Annotated in this window: 18 protein-coding genes; 3 read left to right on the forward strand and 15 right to left on the reverse strand. The window is 58.9% G+C overall.

Features of this window, described 5'->3' with window-relative positions; genetic code table 11:
• Window positions 1–20: 20 nt before the first annotated feature.
• The 9 genes from ACP0KA_RS04995 to ACP0KA_RS05035 form a co-directional block, all read right to left on the reverse strand.
• Entirely contained in the window at window positions 21–782 is a 762-nt protein-coding gene (locus ACP0KA_RS04995) for an SDR family oxidoreductase (protein WP_424627737.1), read from the reverse strand.
• A gap of 58 nt (window positions 783–840) precedes the next feature.
• On the reverse strand, window positions 841–1,884 hold the full coding sequence (locus ACP0KA_RS05000; protein WP_424627738.1) for a C-terminal binding protein: 1,044 nt from the start codon (window positions 1,882–1,884) through the stop codon (window positions 841–843).
• A 189-nt stretch (window positions 1,885–2,073) separates the two neighbouring features.
• On the reverse strand, window positions 2,074–2,874 hold the full coding sequence (locus ACP0KA_RS05005) for an alpha/beta fold hydrolase (protein WP_424627739.1): 801 nt from the start codon (window positions 2,872–2,874) through the stop codon (window positions 2,074–2,076).
• A 9-nt stretch (window positions 2,875–2,883) separates the two neighbouring features.
• Window positions 2,884–3,693: an alpha/beta fold hydrolase gene (locus tag ACP0KA_RS05010; RefSeq protein WP_424627740.1), complete on the reverse strand. Its 810-nt coding sequence runs from the start codon at window positions 3,691–3,693 to the stop codon at window positions 2,884–2,886.
• 11 nt (window positions 3,694–3,704) lie between these two features.
• Window positions 3,705–4,424: an ABC transporter ATP-binding protein gene (locus ACP0KA_RS05015; protein WP_424627741.1), complete on the reverse strand. Its 720-nt coding sequence runs from the start codon at window positions 4,422–4,424 to the stop codon at window positions 3,705–3,707.
• Complete coding sequence (locus tag ACP0KA_RS05020; protein WP_424627742.1) at window positions 4,414–5,157, reverse strand: ABC transporter ATP-binding protein; 744 nt, start codon at window positions 5,155–5,157, stop codon at window positions 4,414–4,416. Before ACP0KA_RS05020 ends, ACP0KA_RS05015 begins: the two co-directional genes overlap by 11 nt.
• Window positions 5,154–6,149, reverse strand: coding sequence for a branched-chain amino acid ABC transporter permease (locus ACP0KA_RS05025; RefSeq protein ID WP_424627743.1), 996 nt, complete (start codon window positions 6,147–6,149; stop codon window positions 5,154–5,156). Before ACP0KA_RS05025 ends, ACP0KA_RS05020 begins: the two co-directional genes overlap by 4 nt.
• Window positions 6,146–7,006: a branched-chain amino acid ABC transporter permease gene (locus ACP0KA_RS05030; RefSeq protein WP_424627744.1), complete on the reverse strand. Its 861-nt coding sequence runs from the start codon at window positions 7,004–7,006 to the stop codon at window positions 6,146–6,148. The genes ACP0KA_RS05025 and ACP0KA_RS05030 overlap by 4 nt, the downstream gene beginning before the upstream one ends.
• Window positions 7,007–7,044: 38 nt before the next feature.
• A complete protein-coding gene (locus tag ACP0KA_RS05035) occupies window positions 7,045–8,271 on the reverse strand; it encodes an ABC transporter substrate-binding protein (RefSeq protein WP_424627745.1) in 1,227 nt (408 codons plus the stop codon).
• Window positions 8,272–8,535: 264 nt separating this feature from the next.
• Between ACP0KA_RS05035 and ACP0KA_RS05040 the strand changes: the two genes are divergently transcribed.
• The 3 genes from ACP0KA_RS05040 (at window position 8,536) to ACP0KA_RS05050 (ending at window position 11,989) form a co-directional block, all read left to right on the forward strand.
• Complete coding sequence (locus tag ACP0KA_RS05040) at window positions 8,536–9,171, forward strand: GntR family transcriptional regulator (RefSeq protein WP_424627746.1); 636 nt, start codon at window positions 8,536–8,538, stop codon at window positions 9,169–9,171.
• 33 nt (window positions 9,172–9,204) lie between these two features.
• Complete coding sequence (locus tag ACP0KA_RS05045) at window positions 9,205–10,734, forward strand: aldehyde dehydrogenase (RefSeq protein WP_424627747.1); 1,530 nt, start codon at window positions 9,205–9,207, stop codon at window positions 10,732–10,734.
• Between the two features lie 181 nt (window positions 10,735–10,915).
• A complete protein-coding gene (locus tag ACP0KA_RS05050; protein WP_424627748.1) occupies window positions 10,916–11,989 on the forward strand; it encodes an amidohydrolase family protein in 1,074 nt (357 codons plus the stop codon).
• 59 nt (window positions 11,990–12,048) lie between these two features.
• Here the strand turns inward: ACP0KA_RS05050 and maiA are convergent, their stop codons facing one another.
• From maiA to sauS, 6 genes are all read right to left on the reverse strand, one after another.
• On the reverse strand, window positions 12,049–12,708 hold the full coding sequence (maiA, locus tag ACP0KA_RS05055; RefSeq protein WP_424627749.1) for a maleylacetoacetate isomerase: 660 nt from the start codon (window positions 12,706–12,708) through the stop codon (window positions 12,049–12,051).
• 121 nt (window positions 12,709–12,829) lie between these two features.
• Window positions 12,830–13,900, reverse strand: a complete 1,071-nt coding sequence (locus tag ACP0KA_RS05060; protein ID WP_424627750.1) for a YeiH family protein — start codon at window positions 13,898–13,900, stop codon at window positions 12,830–12,832.
• A 34-nt stretch (window positions 13,901–13,934) separates the two neighbouring features.
• Window positions 13,935–14,111, reverse strand: coding sequence for a hypothetical protein (locus ACP0KA_RS05065; protein WP_424627751.1), 177 nt, complete (start codon window positions 14,109–14,111; stop codon window positions 13,935–13,937).
• Window positions 14,112–14,150: 39 nt separating this feature from the next.
• On the reverse strand, window positions 14,151–15,056 hold the full coding sequence (gene sucD, locus ACP0KA_RS05070) for a succinate--CoA ligase subunit alpha (RefSeq protein WP_424627752.1): 906 nt from the start codon (window positions 15,054–15,056) through the stop codon (window positions 14,151–14,153).
• Window positions 15,053–16,180, reverse strand: a complete 1,128-nt coding sequence (locus tag ACP0KA_RS05075) for a succinate--CoA ligase subunit beta (RefSeq protein WP_424627753.1) — start codon at window positions 16,178–16,180, stop codon at window positions 15,053–15,055. Before ACP0KA_RS05075 ends, sucD begins: the two co-directional genes overlap by 4 nt.
• A 10-nt stretch (window positions 16,181–16,190) precedes the next feature.
• Window positions 16,191–17,618, reverse strand: coding sequence for an acylating sulfoacetaldehyde dehydrogenase (gene sauS, locus ACP0KA_RS05080; protein ID WP_424627754.1), 1,428 nt, complete (start codon window positions 17,616–17,618; stop codon window positions 16,191–16,193).

Below are 17,618 nucleotides of genomic sequence, written 5' to 3' on the forward strand. Positions count from 1 at the left end.
TAAAGCCGCACCGCCGCTGGCTAAAGCTTCCGTCCCAGCGCTGCGACATAGCCGCGATTCCAGGTCGGGGTCAGCCACACTTCATTCATGGTCACGCCTGGCGCCAAACAGGCGATGTATCGGATCATGTCGCCGCAATGTTCCGGCTGCAGCATCCGCGCGAGATCCTCATCCGACAGCGGGTTCGGCCGGTTCTTGAGAATGGGCGTGTTCACTTCGCCCGGACAGAAAGCGGTGCTGCGAATGTTATTGATGCACTCTTCGACATTGATGCTGTGACTCATCGCGACGACTGCATGCTTGGCCGCAATATAGCCCGGTCCAGCCATGGGGCCGATATTCCGGCCAGACATGGAAGATGTATGAATCATCTGACCACCGCCCTGAGCTCGCATGACCGGCAACACCGCACGGGCGCAGTTGAAGGCCGATGTTAGATTGCCCTGAACAAGCGCATCGATGCCTGATGAACTTAGTTTGCCCCAGCTCCGCTCCTGGATGTTCACGCCCGCATTGTTGACCAGAATGTCGATCCGACCGAACTTCTCGGCAGTTCGCTTGACCACGCCATCGATGGCAGACGCATCGGTGAGATCCGCGGCTTCCACCTCGGCCGTCCCGCCATTTGCCTGAATACGAGCGGCCAGCGACTGCAGCGGCTCTTTTCGCCGTCCCGTGACAACGAGGGTAGCCCCCTCTTCGGCCAACGCCAGCGCAGCTGCTTCTCCGATGCCGCTGCCCGCCCCCGTAACCCACGCAACCTGTCCGCTCAACTTACCCATAATCTCTCCGGCCTTCCGACTTCAAAAGCAGAATCCAATGATCACGACGGGGCTCGGCTCAGCTGTTTGGACCGCGATCCAAGCCAATCGGCTGCCACCGACGCAGGTTGGTATTTTGCAGGACCGAAGGATTCACGCAACTCATTGGCCATAGACCCGACAAAACGAGTGACAATTCGTAGCCGACCCGTCGCTTGCGGGCCTCATCGAAGCGGGCCGACGCGGATGCAACGTGAGCCGAGAGTGTGACGTTGTCCATGCTCAAGAGCGGATTGTTGTGCGACGGCGGCTCCTTGTAGAGAACGTCGAGCGCCGCGTGGGCGATCCATCCCTCCTGCAAGGCTTTGATCATTGCCTCTTCGTCAACGGTCGTGCCACGGCCCGTGTTGATGAAGATGGCGGACGGCTTCATCTGCCGGAAATGTTGCTCGCCCAGCATCTGATGGACTTCGGGCCGCGCCGGCGCATGCATTGAGACGAAGTCGGATTGCGACAGAACCTCCGACAATGTCGCGGGCAGGACGCCGTACTCCGACAGCAACGTTTCTTCGATGAACGGATCATAGGCGACCATGCGAAGGCCGAATGGCGCCGCGCGCCGGGCAACCGCTCGTGCAACACGCCCGAAAGAAATGAAGCCCAAGGTTTGCCCCGCCAGCCGGGGAATTTTCAATAACGCCGGGCGGCCTTCAGCCCACCGGCCATCTCTCGCCATCCTGTCCTGGACCACCACCCGCCGGAATCCCGCAAGCAACAGGGCCATAGCGTGGTCGGCGACTTCTTCAATAAACGTGTCCGGGATATTGGTGACAGGAATGCCGCGAACGGTGGCGGCTTTCACGTCGACGCTGTCAACACCGACGCTGCCGAGCGTGATGACCTTGCAGTTTTCCAGACTGTCGATGATTTGTTTCGACATCCGAATGCCCTTTGCATAGATGGCATCGGCATTCTTAGCCGCGGCTATGAAGCCCGCTTCATCGGTTGGGGCTTCGACAATCTCTGCGCCGAGGGGAGTCAGCGCTTCGCTCTCCAGTGCATAGCCGCCGCCGGCCACCGTGAAGCTCGCACCGGCCGGTGTAACAACCCTGAACTTCGCCATTCTTTTTCTCCGTTCGGCCGTCCATACCGAGGCGAAGCTAGCGACAGCCGAGCTGCAGGGTCAACGCGTTGCGCTTGAGCTTTGCAATCCGTGAAAGTGCGCGTCGGGTAACAGCCTCAGGGCTGTCGATCAGCCTGCCAGTGCTGCACCATTCGCACGGCATCAGCCTCGCATGCTTAGCGAGACAATTTACCCGGAATGGGCTGCAAGCCACGCCTCCAGTTCAGCCATAAACCTGGCGGGCTCCTCCATGGGGAAGAAGTGGCTGCACCCGTTGAACATCACCGTACGGGAATTGGTCAGTCGCTCTGACATCCACGACGTACAGGTCGGAGAGCAGATGGGATCCTGCGCGCCGCCCATGATCAGGACCGGTAGCTTGATGGATGACAATCGGTCGAGTGTATCGTGCTCCAGGCACGCCCAATTCTGGCGAACGTAACAAGCCGGAAGTCGCGTCTCCCCGCCGATCAGATTGAGGATGCGCGCAATCTGCTCTGGCTCTTTGTTATAATAGGCGCTTCCGACGAAATTCTGGATAGAGTGCTTGGCGTGATCGGACCAGCTGCCCCGCCACTCGAGCACTTCGCGCATGTTCGTCAGAACGCGGACACCCAAAGGATCAAGCCTGGCGAACGACGCACACAGGATCAGCGACCGAACCAGATCGGGCCGCTCAAGCGTCATGTGCTGCGCGATGGCGCCTCCCATCGACCGCCCTACAACGTTCGCGCCGGAAATACCCAGCGCGTCCATCAGGCCGATCGTGTCGTGGGCCATGTCACGCGTGCTGATCGGTTCATCGACCTGGGTGCTTTTGCCCGCACCGCGGTTGTCGAAGACGATGACCCGGTAACGGTCGCGAAGAGCTTTCACCTGAGCCGTCCACCCACTTAGGTCTCCGGCAAGGCCGTGAATGAAAACGATGGGCGTACCCTGTCCCTCATCCAGGTAATTTAGATCATAGCGGCCAACACGAATGCTCGGCATCTCTCGACCTTATGCTTCAGTCTTCGGACGCGACTGTTGCTTTAAACCAAGAAATCCGGAAATCGCATCAATGAACGACTCCGGCGCCTGAGCCATCGGGGCATGGCCGCAATTAGGCATTTCAACGAGCTTTGCGCTCGGGATCGCCGCAGCGAGATCGCGAGACATCACAGGCGGCGTAGCAACATCAAGTTCACCGACGACAACCAGCGTGGGGTTGGAAATTGTCCCGACACGCCCGCTCAAGTCGAGCGCAGCAAGGGCCTGGCAAGCCTCCGCGAAGAACTCCGGGTTGGTCTTGACCAGCGCTGCCCGACGCTCAGCAACCACATCAGGATGAGCCGCAATGAAGTCTTCGGGGAAAAGACGCTTCATCGCGACATCGACTACGCTCTCCATGCCATTTTTCCGAACCTGTTCGGCCATCGCATAGAACGCCTGTTTGCCAGGGTCAGGAAAACCAACGCCGGTATCTGCCAGGACGAGCCGATCGAACCGCGCGCCATGGCGAACGGCCAAGGTACTGGCAACGAAGCCGCCAAAGCCATTACCCAACACGTCGGCCGTGTTCCTGAGATCAAGTGCGTCGAACAGAAGGGCGATGCGATCGGCGATCCCTTCGATCGTCGCACCCGCAGACGAAGAATTTCCAAAACCGGGAAGATCCGGCACGATCACCCTGCGCTCCCGGGCCAGAGCTGGCACAACCCGATCGAAGATCGAGCGATCCGCAAGCAGGGAATGCAGGAGAAGCAGCGGCTTGCCGGCGCCGGTATCGACAACGTCAAGCGTTCCTTCGCTCAGTTTAATGGAAGCCATGCCTCACCTCTTTAGTAGACGCCGAGCAACTGCTCGATGAGTTTTTCATTGGACCGGAATGACTCGACGCTTCCCGCGTGAGCCAACCGGCCGCTATTTAAAACAAGGACCTCGTCCGCGATTTCCATCGCAAGCTTGATGTTCTGCTCGACAAGAATGATCGAAAGTCCGCTCTCTCTCAGCCGTTTCAGAACAGCGGCAACTTCAGCGATGATCTGCGGCGCCAACCCTTCCGAGGGCTCATCGAGCAGCAGAAGCCGCGGATTGGTCATCAATGCCCGGCTGATCGCGAGCATCTGCTGCTCGCCTCCCGACAAAGATCCGGCGAGCTGCCGATGGCGCTCCTCCAGCCGCGGAAACGCCGAATAGACATCATCCAGCGTCCAGCCGGTCTGCGCGGCGGTGCGGTTGCGTCGCGCCGCGACCGTCAGATTTTCGTAAACCGTCAGAGACGGAAAGATGCGCCGTCCCTGCGGAACGAGGCCAATTCCCCGGATCGAAATCGTCTCCGGCGTCAGTCCCGAGATGGATTGGCCGAACAGATCGATCTTTTTGGCCTGCGCGCGGACAAGGCCAACGATAGCGCTGATGCAAGTCGACTTGCCGGCACCGTTTCGCCCCAGCAATCCAAGCACCTGTCCTTCTTTCAGGCGAAACGAAAGATCATGCAGGATATGGCTCTCGCCATAAAACGCATTCAACCCGTTGATCGAGAGCGCATCAGTGGCCAAGGTAAACCTCCTTGGTCTTGGGGTCGGCCACGACTTCAGCGCGCGTCCCCTCAACCACGACCTGTCCGCGCTGCATCACGGTGATGAAGTCCGCGAACGCAAGCGCCACGTCCATGTCGTGCTCGATCATGATAATAGTGACATCGCGCGGAATGGACTGCAGCAACCGCTGCACATCGACCCGTTCATCCGCGGACAGCCCCGCCAACGGTTCATCCAGCAGCAGGAGCTTCGGCTTCTGCGCCAAGGCCATCGCGATTTCCAGCCGCCGCCGCTCGCCGTAACTGGTCTCCGAGACGGTTCTTTCGGCCAGATGCGATAATCCCACCAGGCCAAGCATCCGCTGCGCTTCATCCCAGAGCTTGGTCTGGCGGCGAAGATCAGAGAACGGATTGAACCTCAGATCGGTCAACCCCATCAGTGAAATGACCACGTTGTGCAGCAGGGTGTTCTTCGCAAACAATGTGATGATCTGATAGGTGCGCGCCATGCCGAGATGCGTGCGCTGATTGGGCGACTTGCGCGTCACATCCTGGCCGAAAATACGGATAGCGCCCTGAGTTGGTGGAAAGTCGCCCGCGATCAGATTGAACAACGTGGTCTTGCCGGCGCCGTTCGGGCCGAGCAACAGCCGGCGCTCGCCCGGCTGCACCGTCATGGTCACATCTTTGACCGCCGGCAGACCACCGAAGAAGCGATCCAGTCCTTTGACTTCGAGAGCAGGCGTGGTCATGTCGCGTTGTCCTCGGCAATGGATGCGAGTGGCGAGGCATCTTCTGAACGGCTCTTGCCTTTGAATATCGCCTGCACGCGGCGCGTGATACCGGGGACCAATCCTTCAGGCATGAAGAGGACGATGGCGACGAAGACAAATCCGAGCAGCATGACCCAGCGCGTGATGTACGCACTGATGACGTTCTTCAGAATGACGACGAGAGCTGCACCCACGACCGGACCGAACAAGGTCCCTGTTCCCCCCGCGATGACCATCAGCAGCGTTTCCGCTGACGTCGTCAGGTGAAGGGATTGAGGGCTGACGAACTGGTGATAGTAGGCGTAGAGAAGGCCCGCGACGGCTCCCCAGAACCCGGCATACACAAAGCTGCACCACTGGATCAGCCATACATTATATCCGAGCGCCCGCATGCGACGCGGCTGGTCACGGGTGCCCTGCAGGCTTTGGCCGAATCCTGATTGGATGAAGCGCGCGATGCTGAGCAGCGCGATGACAAAGAAGATCAGCACGAAGTAGAAGAAGGCCGTGGGGTTGGCGAGATCGATGCCAAATGGGTGTGGCCGTGTGAGGCCACCGAGGCCATTGTCGCCGCCGGTCAGGCTTGCCCACCTGTAGGCAATGCCCCAGAGGATCTGACCAAGCGCCAGCGTAATCATCAGAAATCCAAGGCCAGAAGCGCGCAAGGACAGGAAACCGAACAGCATGGCCAGCGCCGTGGTCCCGCCGATTGCGAGCAGCGCACCCGCGATGTGACCAAAGCCGGCCTGAGTGGTGAGATAGATCGTCAGATAAGCGGCTGTGCCGAGATAAGCCGCGTGCCCCAAGGAAATCATCCCGCCAAAGCCGATCAGAATATTGAGGCTGAGCGCAAGGATGCCCGCGATCAGAACCTGGCTGGCGATATTGATGTAGTAGTCCGAGCCGATCAGATGAGGCAACGCGATAAGCACCGCTGCGCCCGCGAGCCAAAGAAGCAATGTCCGGGTCAAATCGCCTGCCTCCCGAAAAGTCCGGTTGGCCGCAGCGTCAAGACGAGCACCATCGGCAGAAACAGGATCATGTATGCGAGGTCCGGAAAAAGTGCCTGACCGTAACTGTAGATGAAGCCGATGATCAGACTGCCCACGAAGGCGCCAAGAAGACTGCCGACACCGCCAAGAATGACAACCACGAGCGCGAGCGGCAGCATGTCGGAATCAAGTCCGGGGTACACCGACAGGATCGGGCCGGACAACACACCTCCCGCACCTGCAAGGGCCGAGCCGAGGCAAAATACGAGAGGAAACAGAAACGACGTTCGAATGCCCATCGCCCGCGCCATGTCGATATCGTCAACACCCGCGCGGATCATGGCGCCGATCCGGCTGCGCTCAAGCAACAGCCACAGCGCTACGGCGAGAGCAAAAGCGACAGCGATCACAAACAACCGATAAACGGGAAAAGCGAGGGTCTGCACGCGGAATACACCGCCAAGCTCAGATGGCATCGGCACAGGCCGGGGATCTCCGGTCCATATCCACAAACAGGCATCGGCGATGATGAAGGCGATGCCGAGCGTGACGAGAACCTGGGCCAGCGGCTGCCCCGCCAGACGGCGCAGGATCAGACGCTCGATGACAGCGCCAAGGATGCAGACCGCAAGGCCACCGATCAGGATCGCGAGCCAGAAATTGATGCCGGCCTCGATCGCCGACAGACCGACATAGGCGCCGAGCATGAAGTACGCACCGTGAGATAGGTTCACGATGCGCATCAATCCGAAAATCAGCGAGAAGCCGGCAGCAAGAATGAAAAGGAGAGATCCGAACGCAAGGCCGTTCAATCCTTGAATCACCCAGAAGTTCATGAGGATCTCTCCGAACTCAACCGCAGTTACTTGCGCAGTTACTTGGCCGGAGCCCAATCCCGCGCATAAACCGGATTTTTGAGAAACTCCTCCGGATTGTAGGTCCAGAACTGGCTCACGGACGGATAGGTCTTGATGACCGTATTCCGCAGCTGACCATCCTTCTTCTCGACCTTACGGATCGTGATATCGAGAACCGGCTGACCGTACTTGTCGAGTTTGACCGGTCCATAAGGGCTGTCGGGAATGTTGACGTTGCGCAGCGCCTTCATGAACGCCGCCTTGTCATCGGTATTGCCTTTGACCTGTTCAAGAGCGTTGTTCAGGAATTGGCAGGCCATATACGCGCCGACGGTGTAGTAACCCGGATCGGCATTGTAGGCCTTACGCACCGCCGCGACGAACTTCTTATTAGCCGGGGTGTCGATGGCCGCGCTGTACCAGCCAGCAGAGACGACGCCGACGGCCTCATCGCCCATGCGCTTCAGAATGCCCTCGTCCACTGTGGTCATGGCGCCGAGCACCGGCATCTGCATGCCGTAGTTCTTGTACTGGCCCAGGAACTTGATGCCATTGCCACCCGCAAATGCGGCAAAGACAGCATCCACCTTCGGATCGATCTGCGTGATGTAGGAGCCATATTCGGCGGTGTTCAAGGGCGCCCAGAGCTTCTGCACCACCTTGCCGCCATTCTGTTCGAACACCCGCTGGAAACCTGCCGCGATCTCATGACCGAAGGCAAAGTCATCGGCGATGATGGCGATGCGCTTGTAGCCGAGATCCTTCGCTGCATATTCGCCAAGCGGATGATGCGCCTGGGCGGACGTACCGACTGCGCGGACGAACCACGGGTTGGTCTTGCGCTGCGTCATATCTTCAGCGGCGGCTGAAGGCGAAATGATCGGGGTTTGGCTCTGCTTGATGTAATCGTCGATCGCCAGCGCCTCGAAGGCCGCGAGCGGTCCGATCAGAACCTTGACCCCGTCACGCTCGACAAGCTCCTGAGCCTTGGTCTTGGTCATCGCAGGCTGGCCGCCTGTGTCCGCGGTGATCACCTGGATCTGCCGCCCGGCCATGACACCGTTGTGCTCCTTCACACACAGATCAAGCCCTTCTTCCATTTGCCGGCCGCCGGCCGCGAGGGCTCCCGACCTCACCGTCATGAAGCCCACTTTCAATGGACCGTTGTCGGCCGCCTGCACCGGCAAAGCCAGTGCGAGCGATGAAACGAGGGCAGCCGAAACCAAGACGCAGGAACGCATCATTTTTGTTTCTCCCAATGATGTCTAATACATCTGATTTTTTATTTTTTCAGTTTGTAAGATGTCACCACCCGAGTTGGGAAGTCAATAATCCGCGACGCCAAATGAGAAATTATCAGAGATCTTGTATATTACTCATGTTTTTCAATGCGATACGTAGATACGATGATCCTTTCCAATATTCCAATACCGTCGAAATGCACCTTTACGTCAGCCTCGTGATATCTTACAGAATCTAAATTCAACCGGAGAAGTGTCAGTTACGCCATGCACGGGATGCGAATTTACGACCAACTGAAGCGCGGCATTCTCACGTGCGACCTGCCGCCGGGCAGCGAGTTGCGGGAGCAAGAGCTCGCGCAGCAGTTCGAGGTCAGCAAATCCCCCGTGCGCGAAGCACTTCAGCATCTCGTCCGCGATGGCCTCGTCCTGGTGATGCCGCGCCAGGGCTACCGCGTCTCACCGGTCTCCCTGACCGACGCCCGCGATATGTTCGCGTTTCGCTGCACCCTCGAAGTCGCCTGCATTCAGGAGTCAGTGAAGAACGCCTCGGACGAGCAGATCAAAGCACTCGACCAATTCCGCGAATTCGATGGCGACTACGAGAACGAATTCATCGTCTACAACCGGAATTTCCACTGCGCTCTCGCGCGCTGCTCCGGCAACGGGCGGATGTCGCGCACAACGTGCGATCTCATCGATGAGACCGACCGCTTGACCCGCATGAGCGTCGCATCCATGCGTGGACGCAATCCGCACAAATTTGTCGAAGAACACGTCGCGATCATCTCCGCCTTGCAGGAGCGAAATGCGCGCGTCGCCACCAACCTGCTGAAGGCTCACGTGTCTGCGGCAGTCAAACGATTCAGCACCGCGCTTGAATGGGCGGCCCTGAAAGCCTGAACGTACGCCCATAGTAGATCATCGGGAGGTCAAATGTCTCTTCAAGAAAAAACACGATCGGGAACAACAATCGAGTCCCACGGACTGTATATCGATGGCCGCGAAGTTGCCGGCGAAAATCCGGAAATGATCCCGGTTCGCAATCCCGCGACCGGCGAGGTCATCGCGGAGATCGTGCATGCCACACAGAACGATGTCGACCGCGCGATGAAGAGCGCCCGCCGGGCTTTTGAAAGCAAGGAATGGAGCAGCATGCCGGTGCGCACCCGCGCCCGGCTGGTGAACAAGCTGGCGGACGCATTCGAGGACAATCTCGACGAGCTCTATCAGCTGGAGACGATGAACAACGGCCGGCCTGTCAGCGAAACCAGCGCACAGCTTCGCCGGCTTTCCGAGTTCTTCCGCTATAACGCCGGCCTTGCGCTTGCGCGCCGCGACGCAGTCATTCCGGTTGAAGGTGACTACCTGAATTATACGTTGCGCACGCCTATCGGCGTCGTTGCCAACTGCACCCCGTTCAATCACCCGCTGATGATCCTGTGCAAGAGCCTGGCGCCTGTGTTCGCATCCGGCTGCACCACGGTCGTCAAGCCGTCGGAATACACCCCGCTCACCACGCTGGCGCTGGCACGCATCTTCACCGAAGCAGGCTTGCCCGACGGCGTCTTCAATATCGTGACGGGGCTTGGACCGACCACCGGCAAGGCGCTGTGCGAGCATCCCGATTACAACAAGCTCGTGCTCACCGGCGGCACCGAAGCCGGACAAATCGCTGGCGCAAGCGCCGGCCGGCACTTTGCGCATCAGACCCTTGAGCTCGGCGGCAAAACGCCTGTTCTCACCTTCCCCGACTTCGACGTTGATCGCGCGGTGAATTATGCGGCGTTCGGTGCCTTCATCGGTGCCGGACAAACCTGCGTTTGCGGTAGCCGGCAGATCGTCCACAAAGACATCTATGAGGAGTTTGTCGACAAGCTCGCCAAGAAGACAAAGTCGATCCGCATCGGCGATCCAACCGACCCCGCGACACAACTGGGACCGGTCATTTCGGAAAAGCAGCGTCAGCGCGTCTTGAACTATGTGAAGTTCGGCCGTGAAGACGGAGCCCGGCTGGTCGCCGGCGGCGATGTGCCGAAGCACATGTCGAACAGCGGCGGTTACTATGTCGAACCGACTGTGTTCGCGGACGTGACGGCCGATATGCGCATCTTCCAGGAAGAGGTGTTCGGGCCGTTCACGTCCGTGACGTCGTTTTCGACCGAAGAGGAAGCAGTCGCTCTGGCGAATAACTCCCCGTTCGGCTTGGCCGCAGCGATCCGCACCAAGGACGTATCACGCGCGCATCGCGTCGCGGCAGCGATCCGTTGCGGCATCGTCTGGATCAACGACCACCACCGGCTCGATCCGGCGTCGCCATGGGGCGGTGTCAAGCTCTCGGGTATCGGCCGGGAGTTCGGTCCGGAATCGTTCAACGACCATTTCGACGTCAAGAGCGTGATGCTGAACACGAACGATCAGCCTTTCGATTGGTACGCGAGCGCGACAAAGCAGCGCCTGAACTAATCCTGATCGATCGCGCAAGCATTTCCATGGCGACCGGACGACGCGGCCGCCATGGACCTTCCGAACTTGCCCTACGGCAGGTCACCTCATTCCGCGCCTTTCTCGACACGCACAGCAAGCATTGTCTGGCGGATCTCGGCCGAATCCCGAATCCCCTTTCGTCAACACATGAGCAAGAACAATGATCGACCGAAAGAACCGTTACGGATTGACCGCTGCCCGCATTCACGACGCTGACGGCCGCGCGCGCCGCCCGTCATCGCCGACCATCGACATCCATGCTCATATCATCGTTCCGGAAGCCGCCAAGATTGCAAAGCCGCACATCGATCCGAGCCGGATTCCTCTGGGGTACTTTTCCGACGATCCGACCAAAGAGGTCAACGCGGGGCAGGAAAAGGATATCGCTGAGGTCATGACAACGATTGATCGCCGGCTGGGCGATCTCGACAGGATGGGTATCGATATTCAGGTCGTCGCCCCCGCTCCGGGCCAGTGCTACTATTACGTTGATCCTAAAATCGCTGAAACCGCACACCGCGTCGCCAATGAGGGCGTTGCCGAATTCTGCGCGCGCAAGCCCGACCGTTTTCTTGGGTTAGGCGGCGTCACGCTGCAGGAACCAGAACTGGCCGCCAAAGAGCTCGAATACTGCATGAACCATCTGAAGCTGAAGGGTGTGCAGATACTCACCAACGTGGATGGAGAGGAGCTGTCAGACCCTAAGTATCGGCCGTTCTTTGCGAAGGCAGAGCAACTCGGGGCCTTCATCATGCTGCATCCGAACGGATTTACGCAAGGAGACCGGCTCACCCATTTCTACTTCAACAATGTGGTCGGCAATCCACTGGAGACGACCCTCGCCCTTCACAACCTGATCTTCAGCGGCACGCTCGCCCGCTTCCCCGATCTCAAACTGATGGCTGTGCACGGTGGCGGCTATCTTCCCGCTTATTCCGGCCGCATCGACCACGCCTGGGGTGCGCGACAGGACTGCCATGGCGATCTTCCGTTGCCGCCGACGACGTACCTGCGCCAAGTTTATCTCGACACCGTCGTCTTCAGCTATCATCAGCTGGCCTATCTGATTGACGTCTTTGGCCCTGACCGCATCTTGATGGGCACCGATTACCCGTTCGACATGGCCGAATTCAATCCGATCGGCCACATCGCCGGCGTCAACGGCATGGATGAATCCATGCTCGCTCAGCTGACAGGTGGCAATGCCATTCGTCTGCTTGGTCTCGATCTCTAACGAGGACGCTTCCCGATCAGTGCCGGAGGCAAAATCGCCTCCGGCACGACCGCTCTCAATTAGTGCGAGCCGCCGCTTTTTTTGAAATCAGGCTGCTTGGATGGATGCGCCATCGCGAAAGCGGGCAACGCGGAACAGCGCTCCGAAAGCTCGAGAACGAGCGGAAAATCCTTGAGTTCAAGCTGGAACAGCTGCGCAGTGATCAGCTGCCCCGCGATAGCGATGTCAGCGATCGTTGGCGCCTCACCCACCGCGAAAGGCTTGGCCGGGCGACGTGACAACAGCCGTTCGTACGTGGCCAGGCCTTCAAACGTCCAATGCCCAGCCCAGGCATCGATCGCCTTTGCATCGGCACCGAACGCTTGCGCGAGATGCTTGCGCACCCGCGGCACGATGAGTGGATGTGAATCGGCGATTGCCACGAGCGCCAGGGCGCGGGCGTAGGCACGATCCTTCGGATCAGTTGGAAGTAACCTCGGTTCCGGCTGGATGTCATCGAGATATTCGATGATCGCCAATGACTGGAACAGAGACTGGCCATCGTGAACCAGCGTCGGAACGACGTGTTCTGCGTTGACGTCACTATATCCAGGTTTGAATTGTTCGCCGGACAGAATGTCGATCGAAATATCCTCGAAATCCATTCCTTTAAGATTAAGCGCGACCTTGACGCGGTACGAGGCAATCGAACGCCAAAACGCATAAAGCTTTATTGTCATCAGTGGACCCTTCCCGAAAACGACGGGAGGCTATTCCCTGACTCAAGCATTTCAAATCAATTTCTTGAGTATTCACGAGCGCTGTCGTCAGTGCGCTATGCCTTCATGAAGCTAGCCGCGCTCAGGCAAACAGCCTGGCGATTGCCAAGCTGACCAGCAGCAGAAAGGTCAGTGAAAGCACAACAGCGGTGGTGACCCGGCCCCCGACCTGTCCAATGACCCGAACATCGACGCCTAAGCCAAGAGCGGCCATCGAGACAATCGTAAGCAACGTAGCCAGCTTTAAGAGCGGCTGAACGAGCTGTTCGGGCAGAAATCCAGCTGAGCGAAATGCCGCCAGCACGAGGAATCCGATAATGAACCAGGGGACCAGCTGGAAAATGTTGAAGCGATCCGGCGAAGAGTCCCCTTCGCCTGTCTTCCGAAGATGCCGCCCAAACAGTGAAAAGCCGATCATGACCGGTCCAAGGGTCAGAACTCGCATCAGCTTGACCAGTGTTCCGATCTGAGTGCTGACAAGCCCAGCCGGTATTGTAGCAGCCAAGACCTGTGGCACAGCGTACACCGTGAGACCGGCGACAATTCCGTATTGGGTCGGCGAAAGTCCGATCAGAGGGATCAAAAGCGGCAAGCCCAATACAATGAGGACACCCAAGATTGCCGTAAACGAGATCGACGATGCGATATCGTCGCTGCTCGCGCCAATCACCGGCGCCACCGCCGCAATGGCCGAATTCCCGCAAATCGAATTGCCGCATGCAACAAGGATCGAAAGCCTGACGGGAAGCCCAAGCATTCGGCTAATGCCGTAACTGACCATCAGCATGACGGCCACGGTCCCGACGATCGCCGCCAACAAAGAAAACCCAGACGCCGCAATCGCGGAGAAACTGATGGACGCGCCAAGCAGCGCGACTGCGACTTCGAGGAGTTGCTTTGCGCTGAAAGCGATCCCCGCGCGCCACCGCTGCTCCGGCTTCCATAGCGAACGAATGGTCATTCCGATCAGAATCGCGATGACGAGCGCTTCAATATACGGATGACTGAAGACGTGCTCTTCGAGGGCCTGAACGCCGAACGAGAGCAGCGCGACCAGCACGCTCAGCAGAATTCCAGGCAACAGTTGCTTGATACGAATGACGGCGGCGCGCCAGCCTGAATCGGCTGTGGCACCCTGCTTCAGGACAGACATAGAAAGCCTTTCTCCCGAAGGTACCAATTCCGGATCATGGTGGTAACGTCAGTAAGTCGTGGCCAGGTAGGTCCACAATCTTTCCGACATCCGCATCACCGATATCGAGCGGGACGTCAGCCAGGTGATAGCGCACGAAGAATGCATCATTCGGCGTGATGATGATCTTCTCGTCGGCGAGACCGTCTTTCAAGACGGTTCTGCGATTCACCTTGTGTATCACCTGGCCACTCAAATGATCGAGGCAACCTTAGCGGGCGGCCGCGCGCTTGCCGACCGCGGATGCCGGCATCATCGCCTCGGACAGGAACGCGGTGATCTCGGCCGGCGTGTTCGCCACTCGGACACCCGCCTTCTCAAGCGCGGCTCTTTTCGAGGCATATCCACCGCGGCCACCAGTTACGATCGCACCGGCATGTCCCATTTTCTTGTCCGGCGGTGATGAGCGCCCGGCGATAAAGGACACAATGGGCTTCTTCATCGTGCGCGCATACTCCGCGGCTTCTTCCTCCATGGTGCCGCCGATTTCCCCGACCAGCACAACCGCTTCAGTCCGGTCGTCGCGATCAAGCGCCTCGAGTGCGTCCCGCGTCGTCGTCCCGATCATCGGGTCCCCGCCGATGCCGATAAAGGCGGACTGTCCAAGCTTGGCACGCGTCAGATTCAGGCACATCAGCGTGCCCAGGCTGCCGCTTCGCGAGATAACTCCGACATTGCCGGGCGTAAATACATTCGGATTGTGACCGGGCATAATCCCGACAAATCCTTCACCGGGGGTCACGATGCCTGCGGTATTGGGCCCAATGATCCGGCTCTTCGACCGGCGTGCATGGGCAAAGATGTCCAGCACATCGTGGCTCGGAATGTGTTCCGTTAGCGTTACAATGGTTTCGACACCCGCATCGATCGCATCGACAATGGCATCCCGTGCCATCGACGGCGGAATGAAGATGACCGACACATCGCAGCGCGTCTGCTTGGCCGCCTCGACCGCCGAACCAAAGATCGGAACGCCGAGGTGGCTTTCACCGGCGCGCTTCGGATTGACACCACCGACAACCTCGGTGCCGCACTCCATCATTTTCTCGGCCCAGAACGAGCCTTGTTTACCGGTGATGCCCTGCACCAGAACTTTTTGGCCACGTCGATAAATCATTGTGCTGCCTCGATCGCCGCTTTCACCGCGTCTTCCATGAGATCATAAGGTTCGATACCGAGCCGTTCGCGGACGAGCTTGACCGCTTCGTCGGAGCCCGTGCCATGAATGGAGAAGAACGCCGGCACCTTCGGTTTGAGCGTTTCCCAGGCGCGAACCACGCCATCCGCCATCACATCGGTGCGCGCGAATGCGCCACAGAAATTAACGACAAGGCTTTTGACGCCGGGATTCGACAACACGAGATCAAGCGCGACCTCGGCCTTGGTGTAGGCTTCGCCACCGATCTCAAGAAAGTTCGCCGGGCGCCCACCGAGATGGTCGATGACATCCATCGTCGTCATCGTCAGTCCGGCGCCATTCGCCAAAACGCCGACATTCCCGTCGAGCTGAATGAACTTCAGCCCATGCGCAAGCCCGCGCTCTTCCAGAGCAGTCATCTTGGGCGGATGCGCCACTTTGACGAGCTCGGGCTGACGGAGGGTCGACGCATCGTCCAGGGTGAATTTGCAATCGAGCGCGACGACCTTGCCGCTCTTGAGAAGCGCCAGGGGATTGATCTCGACGAGCTCGGCATCGCTGTCGCAGAAGACCCGATAGAGCTTGACCAGCGTTTCCCCGATGTCGACAGATGCTGGCCCGAGATTGAGACCGGCGAGGAGCTCAGCCGCGTGGGACGTCGTAAAGCCCTGCTTGAGATCGACAACATGTCGCCTGATCGCGCCAGGCTTCTGCTCGGCAACCTCCTCGATGTCCATCCCGCCTTCGGTAGAGAACAGGACAAGAGGGCTTCGGCTCGGGACATCGATGAGAACGGCCGCATAGAGTTCGCGCTCGATCGGGCAACGTTCTTCGACCAGCACACGCTCCACGCGACTGTCACCGATCATCATGCCGAGGATCTGGCGGGCAGTCGCGGCACCATCCTCTGGCGTGTCCGCCATCTTGATGCCGCCGGACTTGCCGCGCTTCCCGGTCGGCACCTGCGCCTTGATCACGGACGGGCCGATTTTCGCGACGGCGGCGGATGCTTCTTCCGGGCTCCGGCAGACCATGCCGTTGGGAATAGGCACCCCTGCGGACGCCAGAACACTTTGCTTTGCTGCGTATTCTTCGAAATTCATCGTTCTGATCCTATTTCCCGTACCGGGTCCAGTGCGGGCCAAAGAGCTCTTCCTCTGACGGCTTGTCTTCGGGAATGGGAACCACGAGATGCGTGATGTTGAGGAAGTGTTTGTAGTTCAGGTTCTCCGAGATGCTGTTCTTCTGCCAGGAGCCGCATCCCATCGTCAGCGTGAACTCGAGACCACTGTCGAATCCGCCGCCATTGCCGAAGGTGTGCGCAAAGTTGATCAGAACGCGAACCACCGGAAGATCTTCAGCGAGTTGCTGCGCCCTTTCCATATTGGTCGTGTGGAGGCCCATCGAGTGGCCTTGTCCCTGATAGTCGAGAAGTTTCCGCACCGTCTGGGTCGCGGCCTCAAAATCAGGAGCCCTGTAGACCGTGAGCACCAGCGCCAGCTTTTCGCCGGACAGTGGATATGCCTTTCCGATACCGCTCTCTTCCACCAGCAGGTATTTCGATTTCGCGGCTTCCTCGGGCAATCCAAATGCCTTCGTGAGCACCGGCATATCGCGCGCAATGAGATGCCGGTTCAGCTTTCCGTTCTGCCAAAGCTCGCTTTGAACGCGTTGCTTCTGGGTCCCATCGACGAGATATCCACCCGCCTTTTTCAGCGCTTCGATCGCCGCGTCGTAGACGGACTCCACAATCACGACCGCGTTCTCGGAAGAACATGATGTGGCGTTGTCAAATGTCTTCGACGCACAGATCTTCTGGGCAGCCGATGCGAGGTCCGCCGTCTCGTCGATAATGACGGGGACGTTCCCCGCCCCGACGCCGATCGCTGGCGTGCCACTGTGATAAGCGCGCCGGACATTGTCCTGAGAACCCGTGACAACAACGAGATCGACGGCCTCCATGATCGCCTGTGTGGTATCCTTGGTCACAGGAGACGGAAGAATCTGAACCAAATCCTTCGGGAGACCAATCTGCTCGAGACTCTCGCGCATGTACTCGACGGCGAGAGCAGTCGTTCGGTAACCAAGGGGTGAAGGCGCGATAATCACGGCATTACGGCCCTTGATCGCCATCATCGCCTTGTTGACGGGTGTCGCGCCGGGATTGGTCGACGGCGTGATCGCACCGACGACTCCGATCGGCTTGGCGAACTTGACGATGCCCCGCTTGTCGTCGCGCTCGATCTCGCCCACGGTCTTGGCTCGCAGAAGATCGCGAAGCGTGCCGAACGTCTTGCGCTGCTTCTTGATGATCTTGTCGGGTACGTTACCGAGACCGGTGTCTTCGACCGCAAGCTCCGCAAGTTCGCGCGCATGCTCCGGCTTGTAAAGCGACCAGGCGATGGCCCGCACCGCTTCGTCGACCCGTGCCTGGTTGGCATCAGCAAAGACTTGCTGCGCGGCACGCGCACGGCGCATGAGATCTTTCGCAATAAGATCTGCACTCGACAGTCGATTGTCCATTTCAAGGATGGCACTCAT

It is taken from the genome of Bradyrhizobium sp. SYSU BS000235, assembly GCF_049747295.1.
GTDB lineage: Bacteria > Pseudomonadota > Alphaproteobacteria > Rhizobiales > Xanthobacteraceae > Afipia.